The 24,331-nt window shown below is 72.8% G+C and carries 26 protein-coding genes and 1 riboswitch; of the genes, 15 read left to right on the top strand and 11 right to left on the bottom strand.

The window, feature by feature from the left end:
• Nucleotides 1-65: 65 nt before the first annotated feature.
• Nucleotides 66-1,205, top strand: a complete 1,140-nt coding sequence (locus tag BBH68_RS18225) for a substrate-binding domain-containing protein (RefSeq protein ID WP_065963733.1) — start codon at nucleotides 66-68, stop codon at nucleotides 1,203-1,205.
• Between the two features lie 54 nt (nucleotides 1,206-1,259).
• Entirely contained in the window at nucleotides 1,260-1,811 is a 552-nt protein-coding gene (locus BBH68_RS18220; protein ID WP_065963731.1) for a hypothetical protein, read from the top strand.
• 30 nt (nucleotides 1,812-1,841) lie between these two features.
• Here the strand turns inward: BBH68_RS18220 and BBH68_RS44040 are convergent, their stop codons facing one another.
• From BBH68_RS44040 to BBH68_RS18205, 3 genes are all read right to left on the bottom strand, one after another.
• Complete coding sequence (locus BBH68_RS44040) at nucleotides 1,842-3,653, bottom strand: S8 family serine peptidase (protein ID WP_065963729.1); 1,812 nt, start codon at nucleotides 3,651-3,653, stop codon at nucleotides 1,842-1,844.
• A gap of 131 nt (nucleotides 3,654-3,784) precedes the next feature.
• Nucleotides 3,785-4,303, bottom strand: coding sequence for a hypothetical protein (locus tag BBH68_RS42680; RefSeq protein ID WP_065963727.1), 519 nt, complete (start codon nucleotides 4,301-4,303; stop codon nucleotides 3,785-3,787).
• Nucleotides 4,304-4,421: 118 nt separating this feature from the next.
• A complete protein-coding gene (locus tag BBH68_RS18205; RefSeq protein WP_065963747.1) occupies nucleotides 4,422-5,282 on the bottom strand; it encodes an LLM class flavin-dependent oxidoreductase in 861 nt (286 codons plus the stop codon).
• A gap of 189 nt (nucleotides 5,283-5,471) precedes the next feature.
• Between BBH68_RS18205 and BBH68_RS18200 the strand changes: the two genes are divergently transcribed.
• Nucleotides 5,472-6,389, top strand: coding sequence for a phosphorothioated DNA-binding restriction endonuclease (locus BBH68_RS18200; protein ID WP_065963725.1), 918 nt, complete (start codon nucleotides 5,472-5,474; stop codon nucleotides 6,387-6,389).
• A 4-nt stretch (nucleotides 6,390-6,393) separates the two neighbouring features.
• On the opposite strand, the gene BBH68_RS18195 is transcribed toward BBH68_RS18200, so the two are convergent.
• Nucleotides 6,394-6,735, bottom strand: coding sequence for a DUF1330 domain-containing protein (locus BBH68_RS18195; protein WP_065963724.1), 342 nt, complete (start codon nucleotides 6,733-6,735; stop codon nucleotides 6,394-6,396).
• Nucleotides 6,736-6,823: 88 nt separating this feature from the next.
• Here BBH68_RS18195 and BBH68_RS18190 point away from each other — a divergent pair, with 88 nt between their 5' ends.
• Together BBH68_RS18190 and BBH68_RS18185 are read left to right on the top strand one after the other, a co-directional pair.
• Nucleotides 6,824-7,492 carry a hypothetical protein gene (locus tag BBH68_RS18190; protein WP_065963722.1) on the top strand — a complete coding sequence of 223 codons (669 nt, stop codon included), beginning with the start codon at nucleotides 6,824-6,826 and terminating at the stop codon, nucleotides 7,490-7,492.
• 197 nt (nucleotides 7,493-7,689) lie between these two features.
• Nucleotides 7,690-8,943 (top strand): nucleotidyl transferase AbiEii/AbiGii toxin family protein, encoded by a 1,254-nt coding sequence (locus BBH68_RS18185; RefSeq protein WP_245738100.1) that lies wholly within the window; start codon nucleotides 7,690-7,692, stop codon nucleotides 8,941-8,943.
• Nucleotides 8,944-9,061: 118 nt separating this feature from the next.
• Here the strand turns inward: BBH68_RS18185 and mfd are convergent, their stop codons facing one another.
• The gene (gene mfd / locus BBH68_RS18180) at nucleotides 9,062-12,598 is read right to left on the bottom strand and encodes a transcription-repair coupling factor (RefSeq protein ID WP_065963721.1); all 3,537 of its coding nucleotides are present in this window, start codon (nucleotides 12,596-12,598) and stop codon (nucleotides 9,062-9,064) included.
• 216 nt (nucleotides 12,599-12,814) lie between these two features.
• A complete protein-coding gene (gene sugE, locus BBH68_RS18175) occupies nucleotides 12,815-13,135 on the bottom strand; it encodes a quaternary ammonium compound efflux SMR transporter SugE (RefSeq protein ID WP_065963719.1) in 321 nt (106 codons plus the stop codon).
• A 31-nt stretch (nucleotides 13,136-13,166) separates the two neighbouring features.
• A riboswitch (guanidine-III (ykkC-III) riboswitch) is annotated at nucleotides 13,167-13,234 on the bottom strand.
• Between the two features lie 121 nt (nucleotides 13,235-13,355).
• Here sugE and BBH68_RS18170 point away from each other — a divergent pair.
• Entirely contained in the window at nucleotides 13,356-13,787 is a 432-nt protein-coding gene (locus BBH68_RS18170; RefSeq protein WP_065963717.1) for a helix-turn-helix domain-containing protein, read from the top strand.
• 226 nt (nucleotides 13,788-14,013) lie between these two features.
• Here BBH68_RS18170 and BBH68_RS18165 read toward each other — a convergent pair whose 3' ends face one another.
• From BBH68_RS18165 to BBH68_RS18155, 3 genes are all read right to left on the bottom strand, one after another.
• Nucleotides 14,014-14,616: a ClpP family protease gene (locus BBH68_RS18165; RefSeq protein ID WP_065963716.1), complete on the bottom strand. Its 603-nt coding sequence runs from the start codon at nucleotides 14,614-14,616 to the stop codon at nucleotides 14,014-14,016.
• 1 nt (nucleotide 14,617) lies between these two features.
• A complete protein-coding gene (locus BBH68_RS18160; protein WP_065963714.1) occupies nucleotides 14,618-15,256 on the bottom strand; it encodes an ATP-dependent Clp protease proteolytic subunit in 639 nt (212 codons plus the stop codon).
• A gap of 126 nt (nucleotides 15,257-15,382) precedes the next feature.
• On the bottom strand, nucleotides 15,383-16,501 hold the full coding sequence (locus BBH68_RS18155; protein ID WP_245738102.1) for an MFS transporter: 1,119 nt from the start codon (nucleotides 16,499-16,501) through the stop codon (nucleotides 15,383-15,385).
• Between BBH68_RS18155 and BBH68_RS43190 the strand changes: the two genes are divergently transcribed.
• The 9 genes from BBH68_RS43190 to BBH68_RS18115 all read left to right on the top strand — a co-directional run bounded on the left by BBH68_RS43190 (nucleotide 16,392) and on the right by BBH68_RS18115 (nucleotide 20,590).
• The gene (locus BBH68_RS43190) at nucleotides 16,392-16,619 is read left to right on the top strand and encodes a hypothetical protein (protein ID WP_245738105.1); all 228 of its coding nucleotides are present in this window, start codon (nucleotides 16,392-16,394) and stop codon (nucleotides 16,617-16,619) included. The genes BBH68_RS18155 and BBH68_RS43190 overlap by 110 nt on opposite strands.
• Before the next feature lie 246 nt (nucleotides 16,620-16,865).
• Entirely contained in the window at nucleotides 16,866-17,177 is a 312-nt protein-coding gene (locus tag BBH68_RS18150; protein WP_065963742.1) for a gas vesicle protein GvpO, read from the top strand.
• Between the two features lie 64 nt (nucleotides 17,178-17,241).
• The gene (gene gvpJ / locus BBH68_RS18145) at nucleotides 17,242-17,757 is read left to right on the top strand and encodes a gas vesicle protein GvpJ (protein WP_065963713.1); all 516 of its coding nucleotides are present in this window, start codon (nucleotides 17,242-17,244) and stop codon (nucleotides 17,755-17,757) included.
• A gap of 4 nt (nucleotides 17,758-17,761) precedes the next feature.
• Nucleotides 17,762-18,529 carry a GvpL/GvpF family gas vesicle protein gene (locus BBH68_RS18140; protein ID WP_065963711.1) on the top strand — a complete coding sequence of 256 codons (768 nt, stop codon included), beginning with the start codon at nucleotides 17,762-17,764 and terminating at the stop codon, nucleotides 18,527-18,529.
• A 1-nt stretch (nucleotide 18,530) separates the two neighbouring features.
• Nucleotides 18,531-18,785: a gas vesicle protein GvpG gene (locus BBH68_RS18135; protein ID WP_065963709.1), complete on the top strand. Its 255-nt coding sequence runs from the start codon at nucleotides 18,531-18,533 to the stop codon at nucleotides 18,783-18,785.
• Between the two features lie 74 nt (nucleotides 18,786-18,859).
• Nucleotides 18,860-19,249, top strand: coding sequence for a gas vesicle protein (locus tag BBH68_RS18130; RefSeq protein ID WP_065963707.1), 390 nt, complete (start codon nucleotides 18,860-18,862; stop codon nucleotides 19,247-19,249).
• The gene (locus BBH68_RS18125; protein ID WP_065963705.1) at nucleotides 19,246-20,094 is read left to right on the top strand and encodes a GvpL/GvpF family gas vesicle protein; all 849 of its coding nucleotides are present in this window, start codon (nucleotides 19,246-19,248) and stop codon (nucleotides 20,092-20,094) included. The genes BBH68_RS18130 and BBH68_RS18125 overlap by 4 nt, the downstream gene beginning before the upstream one ends.
• Entirely contained in the window at nucleotides 20,091-20,315 is a 225-nt protein-coding gene (locus tag BBH68_RS18120; RefSeq protein ID WP_065963703.1) for a gas vesicle protein, read from the top strand. The genes BBH68_RS18125 and BBH68_RS18120 overlap by 4 nt, the downstream gene beginning before the upstream one ends.
• Nucleotides 20,312-20,590 carry a gas vesicle protein K gene (locus BBH68_RS18115; protein ID WP_065963700.1) on the top strand — a complete coding sequence of 93 codons (279 nt, stop codon included), beginning with the start codon at nucleotides 20,312-20,314 and terminating at the stop codon, nucleotides 20,588-20,590. Before BBH68_RS18120 ends, BBH68_RS18115 begins: the two co-directional genes overlap by 4 nt.
• 168 nt (nucleotides 20,591-20,758) lie before the next feature.
• Here BBH68_RS18115 and BBH68_RS18110 read toward each other — a convergent pair whose 3' ends face one another.
• Both BBH68_RS18110 and BBH68_RS18105 read right to left on the bottom strand, forming a co-directional pair.
• Entirely contained in the window at nucleotides 20,759-23,335 is a 2,577-nt protein-coding gene (locus BBH68_RS18110) for an ABC transporter permease (RefSeq protein ID WP_065963698.1), read from the bottom strand.
• Nucleotides 23,332-24,120, bottom strand: coding sequence for an ABC transporter ATP-binding protein (locus tag BBH68_RS18105; RefSeq protein ID WP_065963695.1), 789 nt, complete (start codon nucleotides 24,118-24,120; stop codon nucleotides 23,332-23,334). The genes BBH68_RS18110 and BBH68_RS18105 overlap by 4 nt, the downstream gene beginning before the upstream one ends.
• Nucleotides 24,121-24,331 lie beyond the last annotated feature (211 nt).

Below are 24,331 nucleotides of genomic sequence, written 5' to 3'. Positions count from 1 at the left end.
GGCGTCGCGGGCCCGCAGAGATCGGGGAGACACCCCCTACTCCCTCATGCCCCGCGAGGAGACCCGTGCACCCCACCCGCAAGGCGGTCGCGACCGCCGCCGCGCTCCTGGCCGTGGCGGCCGTCGCCGGCTGCGACCCGGATTCCGACACCGGCGCGTCCAAGGCAGGCTCCACGAAGGCCGGCTGTCCCTCCGTCGTGGCCAAGGCCAAGCGGGCCGTCGCCACGGCCGAGGACGTCGACGCCCCCTGGTCCGGGCCCACCACCGGGCCGAAGGCGGTGCGGGGCAAGACGATCGCCTTCATCGCCCACACCCTGGCCAACCCCGGTCCCGCCGGGGTCGCCCAGGGCGTCGAGGAGGCCGCCAAGGTCGTCGGCTGGCACGTGCGGACCATCAACGGCAAGGGCACCACCGCGGGCGTCAAGGACGCCTTCGAGCAGGCCTTCGCCCTGAAGCCGGACGGCATCGTGATCAGCGGCTTCGGCCCCGAGATCGCCGCCAAGGAGCTTCGCCGGGCGAACGCGGCCGGCATCCCGGTGATCGGCTGGCACGCCACCGCCGCGCCCGGGCCCAGCGAGGAACCGAAGCTCTTCAGCAACATCACGACCCGGGTGGAGGACGTCGCGAGGATCAGCGCCGACTGGATCATCGCCGGCTCCAACGGGCACGCGGGCGTGGTGGTGTTCACCGACACCACGTCCTCGTTCCCCAAGCACAAGTCGGAGCTGATCAAGAAGGAGCTGGCCACCTGCTCCGGCGTCAGGCTGCTGGCGTACGAGAACGTCCCCATCCCCGAGGCCAACCGACGCTCCGTGAAGGAGGTCTCCTCGCTGCTGAAACGCTTCGGCGACCAGTGGACCCACTCGGTGGCCATCAACGACCTGTACTTCCGCCACGCCGCCCCCGCCCTGCGCGCCGCGGGCAAGGACGGCGACGGCGCCCCGTTCAACATCGGCGCCGGCGACGGCGACCCGTCGGCCTTCGAGCGCGTCAACGGCAAGCAGTTCCAGGCCGCGACCGTGCCCGAACCGCTCTCCGAGCAGGGCTGGCAGATCGTCGACGAGTTCAACCGCGCCTTCGCCGGCGAGCCGGCCAGCGGATACGTCGCCCCGGTCCACATCACCACCGCCGCCAACAGCGGTGGCGCGCTGTCCTGGGAGACCGAGGGCTACCGCCAGGCCTACCGCAAGATCTGGGACCGCTGACCGGTCCGCGGCACGGCCCTTCTCAACCACGCCGGGAGTTGCCACCATGCGTCCATGAGCGACAACGGGGGCACGGCGTACGAGACGCGCTACGGGTGGAACCGCAGGACCAGGATCACGGTGGCCGCCGCGGCCGTCTTCACGGTGACGTGCCTGGTGTCGCCGGTCATGCCCCTGTACGCGCGGCTGCCGGGTCTGCTGCTGTTCGGTGGCGGTGGGCTGGTCATGGCGTACGGCGCCGCAAGCGGCAAGGTGGCGTTACGCGTCGACGAGACGGGTGTGCTGTTCGGCGGGCACCCTCTCCGGTACCGGGCCGGCACGGCCCAGGTGCCCTGGCAGGACATCACGGCCGTCGTCCTGTGGCGGCAGCATTCGGCGGCCTCGATTCCGTGGGTCGGTGTGGCGCGTCGGCCGGGCGCGCCGCCGCTGCCCGGCGCGCGGCAGGGGCAGGCCGGGCGGGCCGTGGTGCGCGCCCTCGTCCCGCACCTGCCCGCCGACGTCACTCTGGCCTCGCGGCCGGTGAGCGGCTGGCGCCTCGACAAGGCACGCCTGAGCGACGCCGTGGCCCGCTTCGCTCCGGGCACCCCGGTGGTGGACCAGGGTTAGTCAGGTCTTTTCTGACGCGCGCTCCCCCGGTCAGACCCCGTAGCCGGCCATGGGCGGGGCGTACGACGGCGGGGCGGGGCCGAGTTGCACGCCTGGGGCCAGGCCGAGGGCGACCAGGGCGTCGGGGAGCCCACGGCCGGTACGGGCGCGCTCCCAGGTGCCGGGGAGGGCCAGGGGGCGGCAGCTCGCGGCGATGATCTCGAAGAGGCGCTGCACCCGGCCGGGTCCGCGGGGCGGCAACTGGCCGCGGAAGTCCTCGTGGTGGGCGAGGACGAGGGCGGCGAGCCCGGCGACGTGGGCCGAGGCCGGGCCGGTGCCGTCCAGCGCCGCGCAGCCGCCGCGCGGCGCGCAGGACAGGACGGCCACGCCGGGGGCGACCGCGTCGACCTCGGGGCCGTACGCGCTGAACCGCGCGGCGAACAGGCCGTCGGGGGTCAGCGGCGGGCCCGCGTGGGTGGCCTGGGAGGTGTCGGGCGGGTACGAGCCGAAGGCGCCCAGCGCGCCGACGGTGAAGACGGTGGGCAGCGAGCCCGGGAAGGCGACCGGGCCGCCGGTGTCGCCCGCGGGGGCGACGCAGGCCACGCCGGCGGCGTGGGCGTCGGCGAGCTTGCGCGCGACCAGTTCGGAGGAGTACGGGGTGGCCACCGCGATGTGCGCGATGTCGACCTCGGCCTCGATGCAGTGGTCGAGGGCGGCGATCAGATCGCTGAAGTGGCCGCCGGGCAGCACCTGGCAGGCCTCGATCCGGGCGTCGAGGGCGATGCCGGTGACGCCGGGTCCGGTGTCGGACGCGGCGATCACGCCCGCCGCGTGGGTGCCGGTGCCGAGCACGTCATGGGCCCAGCCCCGTTCCGCCCCGCCCAGCAGGTCCGTCCCGGAGCGCACCCGGTCCTTGAGGTCGGGGTGGTCGGCGTCGACGCCGGAGCCGATGACCGCGACCTTCACGCCGAAGCCGCGGAACGTGGGCGGCAGCCGGTCGAGGCGCATGGCCTGCTGACCCCAGCCGTACTGCTGACGCTCCTCGAGTCCCGGGTACACCTTGGCCAGCGGGGTGAGGGTGACCAGGTTCTCCTGGGTGGCCGACAGGTCCGGGCGGTGGATCCAGCGGTCGAGATAGCCACCGGCGGGGCGGACGTACAGGGCCTGGACGGACCGGGCCGTCTCAGTGGCGGGGACCAGGGCGACCGTGCCGTCGGCGCCGGTGATGCCCTGGACCGGCCAGGACGTCCCGATGAGGAACACCCCGGCCCCGGCCAGCGGCTCCTCGTCCGGGCCGCACACCCGCAGCCGGATCTCCACGGGCGTCTCCAGCGGGGCGACCAGACCGGGGTCGGCCGGGGTCGGCATCGCCACCGCCGGCCCGGGGCCCGCGCCCGCGCCGGCCCCGGCCCAGGCCCCCGTCCCGGCCCCGGCCCCGGCCCAGGCCCCGGTCAGCGGCAGGTCCGGCTCCACGTGGACGTGGACCGAGCGCATGGCAGGCACCTGGCCCTCCGCCGCCTCGACCACCGCGATCTCCGGACAGGAGGCGGGCAGCCCCGCCGAGTCCAGCTTTCCCGAGGGCCGCAGCCGGCGGATCACCGCGACCTCCGGCATCCGGCCCAGCCGCTCGCACACCGCGTCCATGTCGAGCGCGGTCACGCCCGGGGGCAGCAGGTGCTGGGGCAGCGGGGTGACCAAGTAGCGCTCGCGGCGCGGCCGCACCGCGAGCGGGCGCCGCGCGTTCTTCTTGCGCGGCGCCTCGCCCCGGGCCGCGTCCGCGCGGCCGGGCTCCCCCGCGCCCCCCGTTTCGCCGTCCGTGTCGTTCTCGGGCCTGTTCTTGAGCATCACGTCCACCTTCACCACGCCAACGTCGTCCTTGCGCTCCTGCTGCGGCGACCGGGGCCGCGCTCCCCCGGTGATGCGCCGCGCTCCCACGGTGATGCGGTGTGCTCGGGAACCGTTCCGGGCACACCGCACACGCGTCGACCGGGGCGTCAGCCCATCAGGCCGGAGCCGAGGCCGGGCTGTTGGTACTGCTGGTACGGCTGCTGACCGGACATGCCCATCTGCCCCATGCCCGGCTGGCCCATCCCCATGGGGCCCATGCCGGGCTGGCCCATCCCGGGCTGGCCCATGCCTTGCCCCATCCCCATCTGACCCATCCCGGGCTGGCCCATGCCCATCTGGCCCATCCCGGGCTGGCCCTGCTGCTGGATGAGCGTCGCGATCGCCATCGGCAGGGCCAGCTGCACGGCCTGTTCGACCGCCTGGCGGATCCCGCTGTGCAGCGAGTAGTGCAGCGCCATGGCCAGGTACGGGTGCGCGTGCTGCCCCATGCCCTGCTGGTTGATCTGCTGGAACTGCTGCACGGTGTGCTGCATACGCTGCGCGATCTGCTGGCTGGCCTGCTGGCAGGCCTGCTGCATCGCCTGCTGCACGATCTGGCCGATTTGCTGCTGCCCCATCTGGGGGCCGGTCTGCTGCAGGGGTTGGGCGCCAGTCATCACCGACATGGATCCTCCACACGACGACATCGACGAGGAAGGACACAGGGGCGACACGCCCCGTATGCCCTATTTGTTACATTTACGCTAAGTCGGTGTCAGGGGCGCCGCCATCGGAGTACGGCCGTCAGCGCTCCAACACCGCCAGGGCCGCGCGCACCTGGGCCAGCGGCTCCTCCCCCACCGGGCGCAGCACGACCGTCTCCGCCCCCGCCTCCCACAGCTCCCGGACCCGCCCGGCCGCGGTGGCCGCGTCCCCCGCCGCGAGGAACACCTCGTCGCGCGGGACGCCGAGCCATCCGGAGTACTCGTCGCGCACGGGCGCGGTGGCCGTCGCGATGTGCCGGGGGTCGTCGGCCACGCACAGGTGGGTGAAGACGATCAGCTCGTGGGCGCGGGCGGCCCCGGCGGCGGCGCGGCCCTTCCCGATGTGGCCGAGCGCGGCGGCGACCGCCTCCGGGCCCTGGCCCTCGGCCATGACCGTGCCGTCGGCGACGCGGCCGGAGAGCTCCAGGGAGCGGGGGCGTACCACGCCGGAGACGACCGGCGGGGCCTCGGCGGGCGGGTGGACCAGGCGTACGCCGTCGATGTGCACCGTACGGCCGTCGAAGGTGGTCGTCTCACCGCGCAGCAGCCCGCGCACCACCGTGATCGTCTCTTCCAGCAGCGCGAGCGGGGTCGGGGACGCGGCGCCGACCTGGGCCATCCACGGCTGCGCGCCGTGCCCGACGCCCGCGACGAGGCGGCCGGGGAACACCCGGGCGAGGGTGGCCAGTTCCATGGCGAGCAGCGCCGGGTTGCGCAGCGGCGCCGGGGCGATCCCGATACCGACCCGCAGCCGCTCGGTGGCCGCCAGCGCGAGCGCCGCCGAGCCGATCGAACCGGCCCAGCCCAGGTCCTCCACGACCCACAGGTCGTCCGCCCCGGCCTCCTCCACCGCCCGGGCGTACCCCGCGAGTTCCTCGGGCCTGCGGTCCCTGTCGAACATCACGCCGACGCGGCGGCGGGGCGCGGTGTCGTCGGTCACCGAGTCGTTCACCGGGGCGTTCACCGGCTCGTTCACCGGCTCGTTCACCAGCTCGTTGGTCATCGCGCCAATGTACGGGCCGGCGGAAGCGCCGGAGAAGGGGCGACGGAGGCCGTGGGGACTGTCCGACTCCCCCGCTACCGTGGCCGGATGGAATGGACTGAGCGCGTGCGCACGCTGCGGCAGTGGTCGCAGAACGGGGAGCGGGCGCCGCACAAGCCGCTGCTCATGCTGTACGCGCTGGGCCGGTTCCAGCGCGCCCCGGGCGAGGCGCTCCGCTTCACCGACGTCGAGGCGGATCTCAAGCGGCTGTTGGCGGAGTACGGGCCCCGGCGCGACACCAGCGCCGGGTATCCGTTCCACCACCTGGCGAACGACGGGGTGTGGGAGGTGCGCACCGACAGCGGCGAGGGCAGCCCCGGCCCGGCGCTGGGCCTGCTGCGCGCCAGCGGCGCGGCCGGGCGGCTCGCGCCCGGCCTGCGCGAGGCGCTGACCGCCGACCCCGAGCTGCTCGGCCGACTCGCCCAGCTCCTCCTCGACCAGCACTTCGCCCCCTCCCTCCACTCCGACCTCGCCGACGCCGTCGGGCTAGACCTGACCGCCGGCGAGGGGGCGCGCGGCACCCGCCGGATACGCCACGGGGCCGCCGAGATGCGCGAGCGGGTGCTGGACGCGTACGAGAACCGCTGCGCGTTCTGCGGGTTCGACGGGGCGCTCGGCGGCCCGGGCGCCGGGAGGGGCCGGCCCGCGCCGGTGGGCCTGGAGGCCGCGCATGTGCGGTGGTGGGCCTTCGCGGGCCCGGACGACCTCGGCAACGGGCTGTGTCTGTGCTCCCTCCACCACAAGCTCTTCGACAAGGGCGTGCTGGGCCTCGACGGTCAGCGGAGGATCCTGGTGTCGCGGCACTTCACCGGCCGCAGCGAGGCCGCCCACACCTATGTGCTGCGGCTCGGGGGGCGGCCGGTGCTCGGGCCCCGGGCGGGCAGCGCGCCGGTCGCCGAGGAGCACATCGACTGGCACGCGGCGCAGGTCTTCCGCGGCGAGCCGCGCGTACCCGCCGGGGGGTGAGGGTCTACGCCGCCGGGGCCGCCGACCCCGCGCGGTCCTCCGGGCTCCCCGCGTAGCCCTCCGGGTCGGCGGCGCGCAGCTTCCTGGCCCCCTCGGTGGGGTCGTAGCCGGGCCCGACGCCCTCGACCAGGATCAGGTCTCCCTCGATGTGGTCCGTGCACAGCCGCAGGATCTCCTGGTAGGCGGGCGACTCGTACCAGGCGCGGGCCTCCGCCGGGCCGGGGAACTCGATCAGGACCACGCTCCCCGGCCAGGAGCCCTCCACCACCTCCAGCTCCGCGGTGTGGATGACGAAGCGTCCGCCGTAGGGGTCGAGCGTGGCCTGGATCCGCTCCAGGTACTCGATGACCTGTGAGGTAAGGGCCCTGGGAGGTGCGGGCTGTGGGAGGTAAGGGCCCGCGTCTGCGGATCCGTCCGCCTGGGATCATGCACACGTGTTCACGGTCACCGGCGAGTTCGAGATCCATCTGACGGTCGGCCCCGTCGCGGGGAGGGCAGACGCCCCCTCCCCGTACCGCGCGCTGGAGCGGTACGCGGCGGGGCGCGGCTGGAAGTTCGCGCACATCGTCCTCGACCGCGGCCGGGTGCCCTCCCAGCCGATGCTGACCCTGCGCGCCGACGGCGCGCTGGCGGCGGCCCGTTCCGCCGCCGAGGCGGCCGCCGCCGGGCTGGCAGGCGCGGGCTTCCCCGTCGTACGGACGAAGATCGAGGCGGCGCCGTGGGCGGCGGGGGTGCCCGCGTCCGACGAGGACGGCCGGGCGCTCGGCCCCCGCTACTACTTCGAGCACCACGTCAAGCTGCTGCTGGACACCCCCGGGGCGGCGCCCGCGCTCGCCGGGCTCGCCGCCGCCTACGCCGCCCATCTGTCCCGCAACGCCCGCCGGGTGCGCCCCGACGGGCGGGCCGAGCGCTTCCTCACCCAGCGCTGCCGGCTGGTCGGCCGCGACACGGCGGGCCGCCGGCTGGAGGCGCTGACGGCCGCGCTGCGGGCGGGCGGCGGGGGCGGCCCGGAAATCCTCTCGGTGGAGCGGGAGTTCGTCGTGTATGACAGCGACGAGAGCCTGGACGCGGGCTGGATGGCCGAGGAGGGGGCAGCGCGATGACAGAGTCGACACCATCGGCATCGTCGGAGTCATCTGGCGGGGCGGAGTCACCTGACGCGTCGGGGGCACCTGACACGTCGGGGGCACCTGACACGTCGGAATCGACGGCATCGGCATGGACGGCGTTCGGCTACGGCCCGTGGCCGGAGGACGGCACCATCCCCCAGGAGGAGCTGGACGCGGCGACCGCCACGCGCATGCGGCTGCCCACGTCGCTGCGGCCCGTCCTCGGCGAAGGCGTCCTGCAGCGCCCGGTGTTCGACCCGTCGATGGCCCACCACGTGCGGGCGATGCGGGCCGGTGAGCCGCAGTTCGAGGACGCGGAGGCCGGCCGCCGCTGGTACGCGGCCCGCCGCCGCGCCACGGACCTCGTCCTGGCCGCCGTCGCGGACTCGCCCTGGGCCGACCATCTGGTGCTGCGCGGCAGCGTGCTGCTGAAGGCCTGGTACGGCGAGGCGGCGCGCGAGCCGGGCGACCTCGACTTCGTCGTGGTCCCCGACTCCTGGCAGCTGGAGGACGAGCGCACGGACCGGATGATCGAGGGCATCGCGCGCGCCGCCGACCTCCGCTCCCGGCGCGCGGGCGGCCCGGTCCGCGTCAACTCCCGGGGCGCGGTCAGCGACCAGATATGGACGTACGACCGCGTCCCCGGGCGGCGCCTGGTGATCCCGTGGACGCCCGGCGAGGACGGGGTGCCGTCCGGCACGGTCCAGCTCGACTTCGTCTTCAACGAGCGGCTGCCCGCGCCCTCCGCCCCCACCGCCATCCCCCGCTACGCCGGCCCGGACGCTCCCGAGGAGAGCGCCGAGCCCCCGATCCGGCTCCACGCGGCGACGCCCGGGCTCTCCCTCGCCTGGAAGATCCTGTGGCTGATCACGGACATGCACCCGGAGGGCAAGGACCTGTACGACGCCGTGCTGCTGGCCGAGTCCACCGAGCTGCCCTTCGAGCTGCTGCGCCGGGTGTTCGAGGGCGTCGAGGGCGGCTACTACGAGCGGAATCCGGTACTCCTGGAGTGGATCGGGAGCGTCGAGGCGGACTGGTTCGAGTTCCGGAAGGACTATCCGCGCGTCAAGGGCGGCCACGGCGAATACCGCACCCGCCTCGTCAAGGCCCTCGCCCCCACCTTCGCGGCCCTCGACGACGGCAGCGGCGAGCCCGCCGAATACCTGGAGCGGGCGGCCTGGCTGGCCGGGTGGACGCGGGACTGCGGGCGGCTGCTGGCGGACTCCGGCATGGAGGCGCTCCAGGAGCACCTGGTCGATCGGTACGTGGCCGCGAAGAACGCCATCGTGATCACGCGCGAGCTGCTGGGCCGCGCCGATTGCGGGATCGTGGACGCGGCCGAGATCGTGTACGAGTACCGGTCCTTCAGCCGCAAGTCGTACCAGCTGCGGGAGGTGCTCGGCGACCCGGTCGAGGCGGCGCGGCAGCTCGCCGGCGAGCGGTGACCGCGCGGCGAGCAGCAGTTCGTCGGCGTGCAGGGTCTTGCGGTGAGTATGGGACAGCGACACGCCGTGGCATCGGCGTGTCGCTGTCCCATACTCACCGCGAATCCGGCCCCCGCCGCTACGCCCCCAGGATCGTGGTCAGGAACTCGCCCGTCCACGCCAGCAGCTCCCGCCCCACCAGCGGCTTCCCGCCGATCCTGGCCGTCGCCGGCCGGGGCACCAGCACCTGCTTGGTCGCGGGCTTGATCACCGACCGCGGATACAGCCGCTTGAGCCTCAGCTCCTGCGACTCGCGCAGCTCGACCGGCCCGAAGCGGATGTTGGAGCCCTGCAGCGTGATGTCGCCGACCCCGCAGGCCCGCGCCAGCAGCCGCAGCCCCGCGACCAGCAGCAGATTCTCCACCGGCTCCGGCAGCTTGCCGTAGCGGTCGGTCAGCTCCTCGCGGACGGCGCGGATGTCCTCCTCGTTCGACGCCGAGGCGATCGCCCGGTACGCCTGGAGGCGCAGCCGCTCGCCCGGCGCGTAGTCGTGCGGGACGTGCGCGTCGACCGGCAGCTCGATCTTGACCTCCAGCGGGGCCTCCTCCGGCTCCCCGCCCGCCTCCAGCGAGGCGCGGTAGTCGGCGACGGCCTCGCCCACCATGCGCACGTACAGGTCGAAGCCGACCCCCGCGATATGGCCGGACTGCTCGCCGCCGAGCAGATTGCCCGCGCCACGGATCTCCAGGTCCTTCATCGCCACATACATGCCCGCGCCCATCTCGGTGTGCTGGGCGATGGTGGCCAGGCGCTCGTGGGCGGTCTCCGTCAGGGGCTTCTCGGGCGGGTAGAGGAAGTACGCGTAGCCGCGCTCGCGCCCCCGGCCGACGCGGCCACGCAGCTGGTGGAGCTGGGAGAGGCCGAAGTTGTCGCCGCGCTCGACGATCAGCGTGTTGGCGTTGGAGATGTCGATGCCGGACTCGACGATCGTCGTCGAGACGAGCACATCGAACTTCTTCTCCCAGAAGTCGACGACGACCTGCTCCAGCGCGCTCTCCGACATCTGGCCGTGCGCGGTGGCGATCCGCGCCTCGGGGACGATCTCGCGCAGCCGCGCCGCCGCCCGGTCGATGGACTCGACGCGGTTGTGGATGTAGAAGACCTGGCCCTCGCGCAGCAGCTCGCGCCGGATGGCCGCGCCGATCTGCTTCTCCTCGTACGGGCCGACGAAGGTGAGCACCGGGTGGCGCTCCTCCGGCGGGGTGGTGATCGTGGACATCTCGCGGATGCCGGTGACCGCCATCTCCAGGGTGCGCGGGATGGGGGTGGCGGACATGGTCAGCACGTCCACGTTGGCCCGGAGCTTCTTCAGCTGCTCCTTGTGCTCGACGCCGAAGCGCTGCTCCTCGTCCACGATGACCAGGCCCAGGTCCTTGAACTTGGTCTCGGAGGAGAAGAGGCGGTGGGTGCCGATGACCACGTCGACCGAGCCCTCCCGCAGCCCCTCCAGGACCGCCTTCGCCTCGGTGTCGGTCTGGAAGCGGGACAGCGCCTTGACGACCACGGGGAACTGCCCGTACCGCTCGCTGAAGGTGCCGAAGTGCTGCTGCACCAGCAGCGTGGTCGGCACCAGCACCGCGACCTGCTTGCCGTCCTGGACCGCCTTGAAGGCCGCCCGCACCGCGATCTCGGTCTTGCCGTAGCCGACGTCGCCGCAGATCAGCCGGTCCATCGGGACCGACTTCTCCATGTCCTCCTTGACCTCGCTGATGGTGGTCAGCTGGTCGGGGGTCTCCGCGTACGGGAAGGCGTCCTCCAGCTCCCGCTGCCAGGGGGTGTCGGCCCCGAAGGCGTGGCCGGGCGCGGCCATGCGGGCGGAGTACAGCTTGATCAGGTCGGCCGCGATCTCCTTGACGGCCTTCTTGGCGCGCGCCTTGGTCTTCGTCCAGTCGGCGCCGCCCAGGCGGTGCAGGGTCGGGGCCTCGCCGCCCACGTACTTGGTGATCTGCTCCAGCTGGTCGGTCGGCACGAACAGCCGGTCGCCGGGCTGACCGCGCTTGGCGGGCGCGTACTCGACGACCAGGTATTCACGGGTGGCGCCCTGGACGGTGCGCTGCACCATCTCGATGTAGCGGCCGACACCGTGCTGCTCGTGGACGATGAAGTCGCCCGCCTGGAGGGTCAGCGGGTCGATGGTCTTGCGCCGCCGGGCCGGCATCCGGGCCGCGTCCTTGCCCGCCGCCTTCTGCCCGGACAGGTCGGTCTCGGTCAGCACGGCCAGCCTGAGGCCCGGGTCCACGAAGCCGTACTCGATCGAGCCGCAGGCCACATGCACCACGGACGGCTTGATCTCGGTCAGGTCGCCGTCCAGCCGCGCCGCGATGCCCTCGCCGCCGAGCACCTCGACGGTGCGGGAGGCCGGGCCGTGGCCCTCCGTCACGTACACCGTGCGCCAGCCGTCGGCCAGCCATCCCTTGGTGTCGGCGAGCGCGCGGGCGGTGTCGCCCCGGTAGGTCTCGGGGGCGCGCATGCCCAGCTTGAGCGTGTCCTCCTCGACATCCTCGTCGGTGGCCGCGAACGGGCTCACCGACCACCACATCATGCCCAGCTCGCGCGCCCGGTCCCGGACGTCGGCGATGCCCCACAGCGAGGCGGCGCCCACGTCGATCGGAGCCTCGCCCCCTCCCGCCGTGGCCGCCCAGGACGCCTGGAGGAACTCCTGGCTCGTCGCCACCAGGTCCGCCGCCCTGGTCCGCACCCGCTCCGGGTCGCACACCACGGCCATGCTGCCCGCCGGCATCACGTCCAGCAGCAGCTCCATGTCGTCCACCAGCACGGGCGCGAGCGACTCCATGCCCTCGACCGCGATCCCCTCGGCGATCTTGCCCAGCAGCTCACCGAGCTCCGGATGCTCCTCGGCCAGCGCGGCGGCCCGCTCCCGCACCTCCTCGGTCAGCAGCAGCTCACGGCAGGGCGGGGCCCACAGCCCGTGCTCGGCCACCTCCAGCGACCGCTGGTCGGCGACCTTGAAATAGCGGATCTCCTCGACATCGTCGCCCCAGAACTCGATCCGCAGCGGATGCTCCTCGGTCGGCGGGAAGACATCCAGGATCCCGCCGCGCACCGCGAACTCGCCGCGCTTCTCGACCAGCTCCACCCGGGAGTACGCGGCGGCCGCCAGGCCGTCGACCACCTCCTGGAGATCGGCGCTCCGCCCCGACCGCAGACTGACCGGCTCCAGGTCCCCCAGCCCCTTGACCTGCGGCTGAAGCACGGACCGCACCGGCGCGACCACCACGGACACCGGCCCTGCCGCCGGGTCGTCCGCACTCGGGTGCGCCAGCCGCCGCAGCACGGCCAGCCGCCGGCCGACCGTGTCCGACCTCGGCGACAGCCGCTCGTGCGGCAGCGTCTCCCAGGACGGGTACTCCACCACCCCGTCCGGCGGCAGCAGCGAGCGCAGCGCGGCGGCCAGATCCTCGGCCTCCCGCCCCGTCGCGGTCACCGCCAGCACCGGCCGCCCGGCGGAGCGCGCCAGCGCGGCGACGGCGAAGGGGCGGGCGGCGGGCGGGCCGACCAGGTCGACGTGGTGGCGCCCGCCGGACGCGGCGGCCTGGACCGCCTCGGCGAGCGCGGGGTCCCGTACGACGGCGTCGAGCAGACCGGTGAGGCTCATAAGGGGCTAATTCCATCCCGGAGGCGAACAACGCGAAGGGCCCGACACGTGACACGGGCCGGGGGTCTTCCAGAGTACGGCCCCCCGCCGACAACGTCCGCCGGGTCCGCCGTACACCGGGGTGCCCCCGCGCCCCCGCGCCGCGCCCTTCGCGGTCCTCCTCGTCGTCCTCGTCGTGGTCCTCGTCGTGGTCCTCGTCCCGGGAGGCGGGCGGGGTCAGTGGCCGGAGGTCGCCTTGAGTCCCACCACGGCGACCAGCAGCAGGGCCACGAAGAAGATCCGAGCCGCCGTCGCGGGCTCCCCCAACACGACCATCCCGAGCACCGCCGCCCCGGCCGCCCCGATGCCCACCCAGACGCCGTAGGCGGTGCCGATGGGCAGGGTCCTGCTGGCGTAGGAGAGCAGCAGCATGCTGGCGACGATGCCCGCACCGGTGAACACGCTGGGGACGAGCCGGGTGAAGCCGTCGGTGTACTTCATCCCCACGGACCAGCCGACCTCGAGCAGACCGGCGACGACGAGCAGAACCCAGGCCATGACAGGCACCTCCGAAACACGGGCTTACGGTGGTGCGTCGTCTTTGCCTGCATCCCGGTACGGCGCGTCTCGTCGGGCCCTGCCACTGTAACAAAGGCGGGATCGGGCCTCCGGCCGGTGAGGATCGGCTCGCGACGCGCCGCCGGTCCGCCCGCGCGGCTTCACCCAGGGCAGAACGCCGCTCCCTTCCCCCCGCGCCCCGGATCCCTAGGCTGAACGGGTGAGCACTCATGCGCCGAACGAAGCCCGCGTCATACCCCTGCGTCCGCAGACCGCGCCGCCCCGTTCCGGTGGGGCGGCCCCCGCCCCGGAGCGGCCGGCGGGAGCCCCACGGACACCCGCGCCGAGGGAGCCCCTGTGGCGCGACCTCGTCGGCGATGTGCTGCGGCGCGAGCGGCTCGCCCAGGAGCGCACGCTCAAGGACGTCGCGGAGGCGGCCCGGATCTCGATGCCGTACCTGTCGGAGCTGGAGCGCGGACGCAAGGAGGCCTCCTCGGAGGTGCTCGCGGCCGCCGCCCAGGCCCTCGGGCTGGGCCTCGGCGACCTGCTCTCGCTCGCCCAGGACGAGCTGGCCCGGCACGCCAGGAGCCGGGTGGGGCGGGGCCGCACGTCGCCCACGGCCCAGTACGACGGCCTCTGCCTCGCCGCCTGACCGAACCGACGGTTCGTACGACGGCCTGGACGGCAGCCGGTACGAGGGCCGTACGGCGGCCGGCGCGAGGGGCCGTACGAGAATGCCGGTACGACGGCCGGGAGGAGGGGCCGTACGGCGGCCCGCGCGAAGGCTCGTACGGCGGCCCGCGCCTCGGCCGGTACGGCGGGGCGCACCGCCGCCGTACCGGCCGGATCGCCGGCCTCCGGGCCACGGCCGCACGCGGTCAGACGAACGCGAGCCGTCGGCTCAGCACCTCGTCGGCGAGCCCGTAGGCGACGGCCTCCTCGGCGGTGAGCACCTTCTCCCGGTCCATGTCCGCGCGCAGCGTCGCCACGTCGTGATGCGTGTGCCGGGCCAAAACCTCCTCCACCTGCGAGCGGATGCGGACCATTTCCTTGGCCGCGAGGCTGAGGTCGGAGACCGTCCCCTGCCGGCCGCCGCTGGCCGGCTGGCCGAGCAGCACCCGCGCGTGCTGGAGCACGAACCGTCGCCCGGGATCTCCGCCGGCCAGCAGCACCGCAGCCGTCGACGCGGCCTGACCGACGCAGAACGTGGAGATCGGGGCCTGCACGAACGTCATGGTGTCGTAGATCGCCATCAGCGAAGTGAACGATCCCCCGGGCGAGTTGAGATAGATCGAGATCTCGCGCTCCGGGTTCGCCGACTCCAGGTGCAGGAGTTGGGCGATGACCACATTGGCCACCCCGTCGTCGATCTCGGTGCCGAGGAAGATGATCCGCTCGTTCAGCAGCCGGCTGAAGACGTCGTAGGACCGCTCACCCTGCGCGGTCCGCTCGATGACGTAGGGAACCGTGTACGAGCCCATGTCACAACCCCATCCGTCGGCGCGAGGTGGCCGGGCGGATGTCGGTGAGCGACTCCACCACCCGGTCCACGATCCCGTACTCCCTGGCCTGCTCGGCCGTGAACCAGCGGTCCCGGTCGCCGTCCCGCGCGATCGTCTCCTCGCTCTGCCCGGTGTGCTCGGCGGTGATCCGCTCGATGGCCTTCTTGGTGAACTCCAGGTTCTCCGCCTGGATCTCGATGTCCGCGGCGGTGCCCCCGATGCCCGCCGAGGGCTGGTGCATCATGATCCGCGCGTTCGGCAGCGCGAACCGCTTGCCGGACGCCCCCACGGTGAGCAGGAACTGGCCCATGCTGGCGGCGAATCCCATCGCCAGCGTCGAGACGTCGTTCGGGATGAGCCGCATGGTGTCGTAGATGGCCAGACCCGCGGTGACCGACCCGCCGGGGCTGTTGATGTACAGGCAGATGTCGGTGCGCGGGTCCTCCGCCGAGAGCAACAGCAGTTGCGCGCAGACCCGGTTGGCCGACACGTCGTCGACCTGGGTGCCGAGGAGGACGATCCGCTGGGCGAGCAACTGCGCCGCGAGGTGGTCGTCGAAGCGGCTGGGCGGTGTGTCGCCCTCCTCCGCGCGGGGCGCGAGCGTGGTGAGTGGAGTCATCTGGTCTCCTTGTCGAAGCAGTCGAGGCAGGGGGCCGTCGACTCCACTCTTGACCGCGGGAGATCCCCGGATGCGGTTTCTCTGCCCGCCGCAGATTCGCCATGGGCAGAGACGCCGCACCGCCGCCTAGGGCCAGTCGATTCGCCTGGCGTGGTGGAGCCATACGACCAGCGCCGTCAACACCGCGGTGACGCCACCGAACGTCATGACCGCCGAAGGGGAGAACTGGTCGACGACGACACCTCCGACCAGCGCTCCGAGCGAGAGGGTCGCCTGGAACGACGCGGTGAACAGCACCGATGACGCTTCCAGCGCGTGGGGAGCCGACTTGGCGAACCACGTCTGGGAGCAGACCGGGACGGCACCGTACGCCATCCCCCAGACCACCAGAAGGGCGACCGCCCCGGCGCGCCATTGCCCCAGCACCGGCAACAGCGAGGCGGATGTCGCGATCAGCGCCGCCGCGACCGCGAACGTGGCGCGCGGATGGCGGGCCGCGCGGGATCCGGCGATGAAGTTGCCGACGATCCCCGCGGCGCCGTAGAGGAACAGGAAGACGGTGGTCAGGCCGGGACCCACGTGGGTGACCTGTTCCAGGAACGGGTTGATGTAGGTGTAGGCCCCGAAATGGGCGAGCACGATGAGAAAGGTCGTGGCCAGCGCGAAGCGGGTGTTGACGCTCCGCAGCATGCCGCCGAGCACGGCCAGGCGGGTGGCCTGCTCGGGCGGGAGCGGGGGAAGCACCAGCAGCAGCGCGACGAAGACGGCGGCGGACAGCACCCCCAGGGCGACGAACGCCGTCCGCCACCCGGCGATGTCCCCGATCAGGGTGCCCAGGGGGACGCCGAGTACCGACCCCAGCGGCACCGCCGAGAAGATGACCGCGGTCGCCCGCCCGACCGCGTCGGCCGGTACGAGGCGGCCCGCCAGCCCGGCTCCGATGGACCAGAAGCCGCCGATGGTGATCCCCACCAGCACCCTGGAGACGAGCACGAGCCAGTAGCCCGGGGCCGCCGCGGCGAGGAAGTTGGCCAGGGCCAGCAGAAGAACGAAGGCACACAGCATCAGCCGGCGGTCGATGCGCGCCGTGGCCGCGGTGACCAGAGGGGCGGAGAGCGCCGCCAGGAACCCGGGCATGGTCATCATCAGCCCGGCCATTCCGTCCGAGACGGTGAAGCTCGAACCGATGGAGGTCAGCAAGCCGATGGGCAGGATCTCCGTGGTGACGATGGAGAATATCCCCATCATCACCGAGACCACCGCCGGCCATGAGGTCGTGGCGGGGCGACTCGCCGCTTCGGTGGTTCCGGCGGATGTCGCGACGTCTGTGGGCATGGTTTCCGCTCTTTGTCGGGGCTCTTGATGAGCTGAATGGTCACCAGCTCATCAAGAGCCCCGGCGAAACACTGGCGGGATCCCGACACCAACGGTGGCTCGGAGGATGACGCCGTTTTCTCGCCACCGCACGCCGAGTCCACCGCACGCCGGGCCCGACCACCCGCCGGCCCCCGCCACCCACCGCGCCGCTTGGGCCGGCGGTGGGAGGGGGCCACCGTATCGGCCCATCTCAGGGCGCGGCCGGACTCGCCCTGTGAACACACTGATGCACATGGCAGAGCGAGAGCGGCGCACATCTCCCCCGAAGGCGGACCGCGCACCCCGCCGGAACGGCGCGGCGGAGGCGGCCGGCCTCGCCTGTGAACGGCTCGCCGCCCTGATAACCCACCCCACCGAGGGGGTCAGTGCCGTGTGCCGGGTCGAGGACGGCTGGCGCGTCAACGTGGACGTCGTGGAAGTCGCCCGGATCCCCGACACGACGAGCCTGCTGGCCACCTATGAGGTGGACATCGACGAGCGGGGGGAGCTCCGCGCGTACCGGAGAGTCCGCCGCTACCGGCGCGGCTCGGCCGACGACTGCTGACCGGCCGCGCCGGGCGGGACCGGTCGGCCCGGCCGGGCCCAGCCATCGAAAGGACGCTCCGATCATGGCCCCCACCTACGCCCCCACCCACACCGACGAGGTCGTCTGCGTCTCGCGCTCGGGAAACCTCTACGACGTCCTCGAACTCATCCTCGACCGCGGCATGGTGATCGACGTCTTCCTCAGGGTCTCCCTGGTCGGCATCGAGATCCTGAAGGTCGACGCCCGCATCGTCGTGGCGAGCGTGGACACGTACCTCCGCTTCGCCGAGGCGTGCAACCGCCTGGACCTCGAATTCGACCGCAGCAGCACGACGGTGCCCGAGCTGCTGGGCTCGGGCCCGGCCGCGAGCCTCGGCAGGAAGGCGGCCAAGAAGACGGCCAAGAAGGCGGTGGAATCCGTGGGCGGCAAGGTCAGAAGGGCCGTGACCGGCCACGACGGGGCGGACGAGGACGAGGCCGAGGAGAGGGAGAGCGAGCGGGAGGAGGACGAGCACGGGGACGGCGAGCGCCGCCCGGTCAAGCGCCCCGCCCGCGCCCGCCGCCGTATCGAGGACGAACGAGAAGACAGGGAGGGCTGACCCCATGGCCGCACAGGGCGTGTACGTCTACGGCGTCGTCCGCGCCTCCCACCCGCTGCCGCCCGGCCGCACGGGGGTGGGCGCCGACCCGGCCCCGGTGCGTACGGTGCGCACCGGGGAGCTGGCCGCCGTGGTCAGCGACGCCCCGCCCGGTCTGCGCGCCAAGCGGCGCGACCTGCTCGCCCACCAGGAGCTCGCGCTGGCGCTGGCGGCGGACGGCCCGGTGCTGCCCATGCGCTTCGGGATGATCGCCGCCGACGAGGAGTCCGTACGGGACCAGCTGACCGCCTCGCGGACGGCGTATCTCGCCACCCTCGACCGTCTCGACGGCCGGGTCGAGATGAATCTCAAGGCCCTGCCGGTCCAGTCCGGGCTGCCCGCGCTGGTCCGGGAGAACCCCGAGGTGGCCCGGGCGCGCGCCGCGGCTCGCCGGTCGCCGGGCTACGAGGCGAGCGTGCGGCTCGGCGAGGCCGTGGCGCGGGGGCTGACGGGGCGGGCCGCCGCCGCGTCGGCCGCGGTGGTCGCCGAACTGTCCGCCATGGCGGTGGAGCGGGTGGCCGGGCCCGAGGTGCGGGGGTGCGTGCTCAACGTGTCCTTCCTGCTCGACCGCGGCGATCAGGAGCGGTTCCGGGCCGCGGTGGAGCGCTTCGCGGCGGGCCACCACGACCATGTCGAGCTGCGGCTCACCGGGCCGCTGCCCTGCTACAGCTTCGTGGACCCCGCCCCGGGCACCGCCCGCCGGGAGACCGAGCCCGTACGGAACGGAGCGTGACATGGGCTTGCTGAGCGGGCTGGTCCTCCTCCCCATGGCGCCGGTGCGGGGCGTGATCTGGCTCGCGGACTGCCTGGTGGACGCCGCGGAGCACGAGCTGCACGACCCGGCGGTCCTGCGCGCCAGGCTCGCCGAGCTGAACGAGGACCTGGAGGCGGGGGCGATCGGCCCCGAGGAGTTCGAGCGGGAGGAAGACCGGCTGCTCGACCTGTTGGAGCGCTCGGTCCCGTCCCTGCCGGTGAGACACAACCGGTGAGAAACGGCCGGTGAGACGCGGCCGGTGAGGCGAAGGGTGAGAGACGGAGGGTGAGACGCGGATGGTGAGACGCCGTGACTGAACACGAGCTGACGGGCAGGACACCCCTGGGCACGGCCCCGCCCACGGCCAACCTCGCCGAGATCCTGGAGCGGGTGCTCGACAAGGGCATCGTCATCGCCGGCGACATCAAGATCGACCTGCTCGACATCGAACTGCTCACCATCCGGCTCCGGTTGTTCGTGTCGTCCGTCGACACCGCCCGCAGGGCCGGCATCGACTGGTGGGAGACCGACCCGGCGCTGTCCTCCCGCGCCGCGCGCGACGCCCTCGCCGAGGAGAACGCGCGGCTGCGCGAGCGCCTGGCGGCGCTGGAGCCCGGCGCCGGCGACCCGCCCGAGCTGAGCGCTGCCGGCACCGGCACCAGCACCGGCACCAGCACCGAGGAGAGGAGGGGCGGATGACGTCCCCCACGGTCATCTACGCCTTCGCCGTCTGCCGGCGGTGCGACCCCGCGGCCCTGGCGGGCCTGCCGGGGCTGGACGCCGCCGCCCCCGTACGCACTCTGGCCGCGGGCCCGCTCACCGCCGTCGTCCAGGACGTGCCCGCCGCGGACTTCGCGGAGGACGCCTTGCGGCAACGGCTCACCGACCGCGAGGAACTGGAGCGCTGCGCCCGCGCCCACCATGAGGTGATCATGGCAGCGTCGGCCGTCACGCCGACCGTGCCGCTGCCCTTCGCCACCCTCTACCTCGGCGACGCACGGGTCCGCGCGGCGCTGCGCGAGAAGGAGGAGTCCTTCCTCGCCGCGCTCGGCCGGCTCACCGGCCGGGTCGAGTGGGCAGTGAAGGTCTACACCGCCCCCGCGCCCCTGGACTCCCCCTCCCCCTCCCCCACCCCTTCCCCGGCCCGCTCGCCCGGCGCCGCATCCGCCCTCTCGCCCGGCACCCCGCCCGGCACCGCGCCCGGCACCCCGGCGGGCAGCGGACGGGCCTATCTGGAGCGCGTACGCGGCCGCCGGCAGCTCCGCGAGCGGCGGCAGAACGCGGCGCTCCAGGCCGCGGAGCGGGTGGACGCGGTGGTACGCGGCCTCGCCGTGGCCGCGCGGCGGCTGCGCCCGCACGGTGTGGAGGTCACCGGGGCGCACCGCACCCACGTACTCAACGCCGCCTATCTCGTCGACAGCGTCCGCGCGGACGAACTGCGCGCCACGCTGGAGGCGCTGCGCCGGGAGGAGACGGACGTCCAGATCGAGCTCTCGGGCCCATGGGCCCCCTACTCCTTCGCCGACGGGGGGGTCCCCCGATGACGACGGCCGCCTGGGGGACCGCCCCCGCGGAAGCGCACGGGCCGATCGGCGTGCCGCTCGTGGACCTGCTCGACCGGGTGCTGGCCACCGGGGTCGTCATCAGCGGCGACGTGGTCATCGCCATCGCGGAGGTGCCCCTCGTACGGCTGTCCCTCCACGCCCTGCTCTCCTCGGTCAACGAACGCGTCCCCGCCCCCTGGACCGACGGCGGCCCGCTGTGAGCGACGGCAGGCTCGACCTGGACGCCGACTCGGTGGGCCGCGACCTGGTCGCGCTCGTCCTCACGGTCTTGGAACTCCTCCGGCAGCTGATGGAACGCCAGGCCCTGCGCCGGATCGACGCCGGCGGGCTGAGCGAGGAGCAGGTCGAGCGCATCGGCACCACGCTGATGCTCCTGGACCAGCGGATGGCGGAGCTGTGCGCCCAGCACGGCCTGCGGCCCGAGGACCTCAATCTGGACCTCGGGCCGCTGGGCACCCTGCTCCCCCGCGACTGACACCCCGCGACCGACGCCCGCCGCTCACTGCACGATCACGAACCTGTTGCCGTCCGGGTCGCGGAAACCCGCCGGGCCCGGCGCGCTCCCTTCGAGCGTGCCGGGCCCATCCGCTGCCCCTCACCCCCACGGAGGGGCAGTGGCCAGGTGATATCTGTTCAGTCGGGGTTACTCGGTGGCGATGGCGTTCAGCACGTTCATCCGGCCGGCCCGGAAGGCCGGGAGCAGCGCGGCGACCAAGCCGACCACGGCCGAGCCGATGAAGACGGTGATGATCGTCGGCCACGGGATGTCCAGGGTCTTCAGGCCCTCGAGCGCCAGCAGCTTCTGCGCCGTGGCCCCCCAGCCCATGCCGAGACCGAGGCCCAGCAGGGCGCCGAAGAGCGCGATCACGACCGACTCCAGGCGGATCATGCGGCGCATCTGGCGGCGGGACAGACCGATGGCGCGCATCAGGCCGATCTCGCGGGTCCGCTCGACTACCGACAGCGCCAGGGTGTTCACCACACCGAGGACGGCGACGATGATCGCGAGGGCCAGCAGACCGTAGACCAGGTTGAGCAGCTGCCCGATCTGGTCCTTCATCAGCTTCTTGTAGTCGGTCTGGTCCCGGACCTTGACCTGCGGATACCGGTCGAGCTGGGCCTTGAGCGAGGCGTACGCCTCCTTCTCCTGGCCGTCCTTGGCGGCCGCCAGCATCATCAGGTCCGCCGGGACCTTGTCGGCCGGGACGTAGCGCTCGACCGTGGTGATGTTCAGGTACTTGGCGCCCTTGTTGAGCGAGGTGTCGTCCGAGGTGATGACGGCGACCTTGAGCTTGGCCGTCCGGCCGCCCTTGAAGGCGACGGTGACGGTGTCGCCCTTCTTCGCCTTGTGGTCCTTGGCGAAGCCCTCGGGCAGCGAGATGGCGTCCTTGCCGTAGGCGTCGGCGAGCGAGCCGTCGACGGCGGGGGTGCGGAGGTCGTCCGCGAGCGTCGGGTCGGAGGCGGCCAGGTTGTCGGTGGTGGTCTTGCCGTCAGGCGTGGTGATCTTGGCGTCGCGGATGTCCTTGAAGTGGCTGACGTGGTCCAGGCCCTTCGCCCCGGCCACCGCCTTCTCGATCTCCGAGGTGATCGGCTTGCCGCCGTCGGACTGGACGATGAAGTCCGCGCCGACCGACTTGTCGAGCTCTTCGCTGGCCGAGGCGACCATCGAGGAGCCGACCACCGACAGACAGGCGACCAGCGCGAGGCCGATCATCAGGGCCGCGCCGGTGGCGCCGGTGCGCCGGGGGTTGCGCAGCGCGTTCCGCTCGGCCATGCGGCCGACCGGGCCGAAGATCCGCAGGATGACGGCGGCCAGCACCCGGACCACCAGGCCGGCCAGCAGCGGGCCGATGACGATGAAGCCGACCAGGGTCAGCACCACGCCCAGGCCCAGGAACATCGACCCTTCGGCCGCCTTGTCCGCCTTCGCCGCCGCCACCAGGGCCACCGTGCCCGCCGCCGTGAGCAGCAGGCCGACCACGGCCCGGATGCGCCCGGCCTTGGCGTCCGCCGGGGTGCCCGCGTCCCGCAGGGCCGCCATCGGGGAGATCTTCCCGGCGCGTCGGGCGGGGATGTACGCCGAGATGAGGGTGACGACGATGCCGATGACGAGGCCGATGATGGGGGTGGCGGGCTTGACCGTGAGCTGGTCGGTGCTGATGTTCAGGCCCATGTTGCCCATGAGCTTCATCAGCCCGACGGCGAGGCCGACGCCGCCCAGGATGCCGAGGACCGAGCCGACCACGCCGAGCAGCAGCGCCTCGATGAGCACGGTCCGGTTGACCTGCTTGCGGCTGGAGCCGATGGCGCGCATCAGGCCGATCTCGCGGGTGCGCTGGGCGACCAGCATGGAGAAGGTGTTGACGATGAGGAAGATGCCGACCAGGACGGCGATCCCGGCGAAGCCGAGCATCGCGTACTTCATGATGTCCAGGAAGGACCCGATGTCGTCCTTGCCCTCCTCGGTGACCTCGGCCTTCGTCTGCACCTTGAAGCCGTCGCCGATGGCCGCGACCACGTCCTTCTTCAGCTGGTCGTTGCTGACGCCGGGCTGGGCGGTGAGGGCGAAGCTGGTGTACACGCCGGGGCGGCCGAGCAGCTTGCGCTGCGCGGTGTCGGTGTCCGTGTAGACGATGGTGGCACCGGGGTTGGTCACCTTGAAGGTGGTCAGGCCCACGATCTTGGCGCGGAACTCGCCGGGCACGGCGATGAGCCGCAGCTCGTCGCCGATCTTCAGCTTCTTGTTCTTGGCGGTGTCGGCGTCGAGCATCACCTCGGTGGGGCCGCGCGGCTGGTGGCCGGAGCTCACGTCCACCGAGAGGAACTCGGTCGCGTCCCAGTTGGTGGCGACGGTCGGGGCGCCGGAGCTGGGGCCGATGTCGTCGTTGTTCCTGTCGACGACGGTGACGGTCTCGGTGCTGATGTCACCGACCACCGACTTGACGCCCTTGACCCTCTTCAGGTCGGCCATCCGGTCGCCGGGCACCGTCTCGATCCTGCCGGTCTGGGCGCTGTTCTGGCTGCCGCCCGCGTTCTTCGACTTGACCGAGACATCGGGGCTGGTGCTCGCGAAGAGCTGGTCGAAGGTGGCGTTGGTGGTGTCGGTGAAGACGAGAGTGCCGGTCACGAAGGCCACCGACAGCAGGACGGCGATGGCCGACAGGGCCATGCGTCCCTTGTGCGCGAAGAAATTGCGCATCGAGGTCTTGAAGACGGTCATGACACCCGCCCGCGCGCGTCGAAGCTCTTCATGCGCTCGAGGACCAGCTCGGCGGTGGGGTTGTACATCTCGTCGACGATCCGGCCGTCGGCCAGGTACAGCACCCGGTTGGCGTACGCGGCGGCGACCGGGTCGTGGGTGACCATCACGATGGTCTGGCCCAGCTCGTCCACCGAGCGCCGCAGGAAGCCGAGCACCTCGGCGCCGGCCCTGGAGTCCAGGTTTCCGGTGGGCTCGTCACCGAAGATGATCTCGGGGCGGGCGGCGAGGGCCCGCGCCACGGCGACGCGCTGCTGCTGACCGCCGGAGAGCTGGTTCGGCCGGTGCTTGAGCCGCCCGGAGAGACCGACCGTCTCCACCACGCGGTCCAGCCAGCCGCGGTCCGGCTTGCGGCCCGCGATGTCCATGGGCAGCGTGATGTTCTCCAGCGCGTTCAGCGTGGGCAGCAGGTTGAACGCCTGGAAGATGAAGCCGATCCGGTCGCGGCGCAGCTGGGTGAGCTTCTTGTCCTTGAGGCCGGTGATCTCCGTCTCGTCGATGAAGATCTGACCGGAGGTCACCGTGTCGAGCCCGGCGAGGCAGTGCATCAGGGTCGACTTGCCGGAGCCCGACGGGCCCATGATCGCGGTGAACTGGCCACGGGCTATGTCGACGTCCACATGGTCGAGCGCGACCACGCGGGTCTCCCCCGAGCCGTAGGCCTTGACCACCTGGCGTGCGCGGGCGGCAACAGCCGTATGTCCCCCACTGCCCCCGGTCTTGGGAATCGATACAGCGGTTGTCACGGTGACTCTCCTAGGTCGTCTGCTTCTGCGGGTACTGCGTCATCTGGGTTGTCTGCGTCGTCTGCGGGGGCCGAACGGTCGTCGACCGCGTGCCTCAAGCGTGGTCCAGGCGTACGGGGTGACGCGATGGTGCCTGGCTCCCTATCGGTGGTGGGGCTGGCCATACCCTCCCGGTCAGGCCGGCCATAGCCACCCTAAGAGCGCCGCAGGT

The organism is Streptomyces sparsogenes (assembly GCF_001704635.1).
In the GTDB taxonomy this organism is placed as follows: domain Bacteria; phylum Actinomycetota; class Actinomycetes; order Streptomycetales; family Streptomycetaceae; genus Streptomyces; species Streptomyces sparsogenes.
The sequence above is the reverse complement of the archived record's forward strand: the minus strand, read 5'-3'. Positions and strand labels throughout refer to the sequence as shown.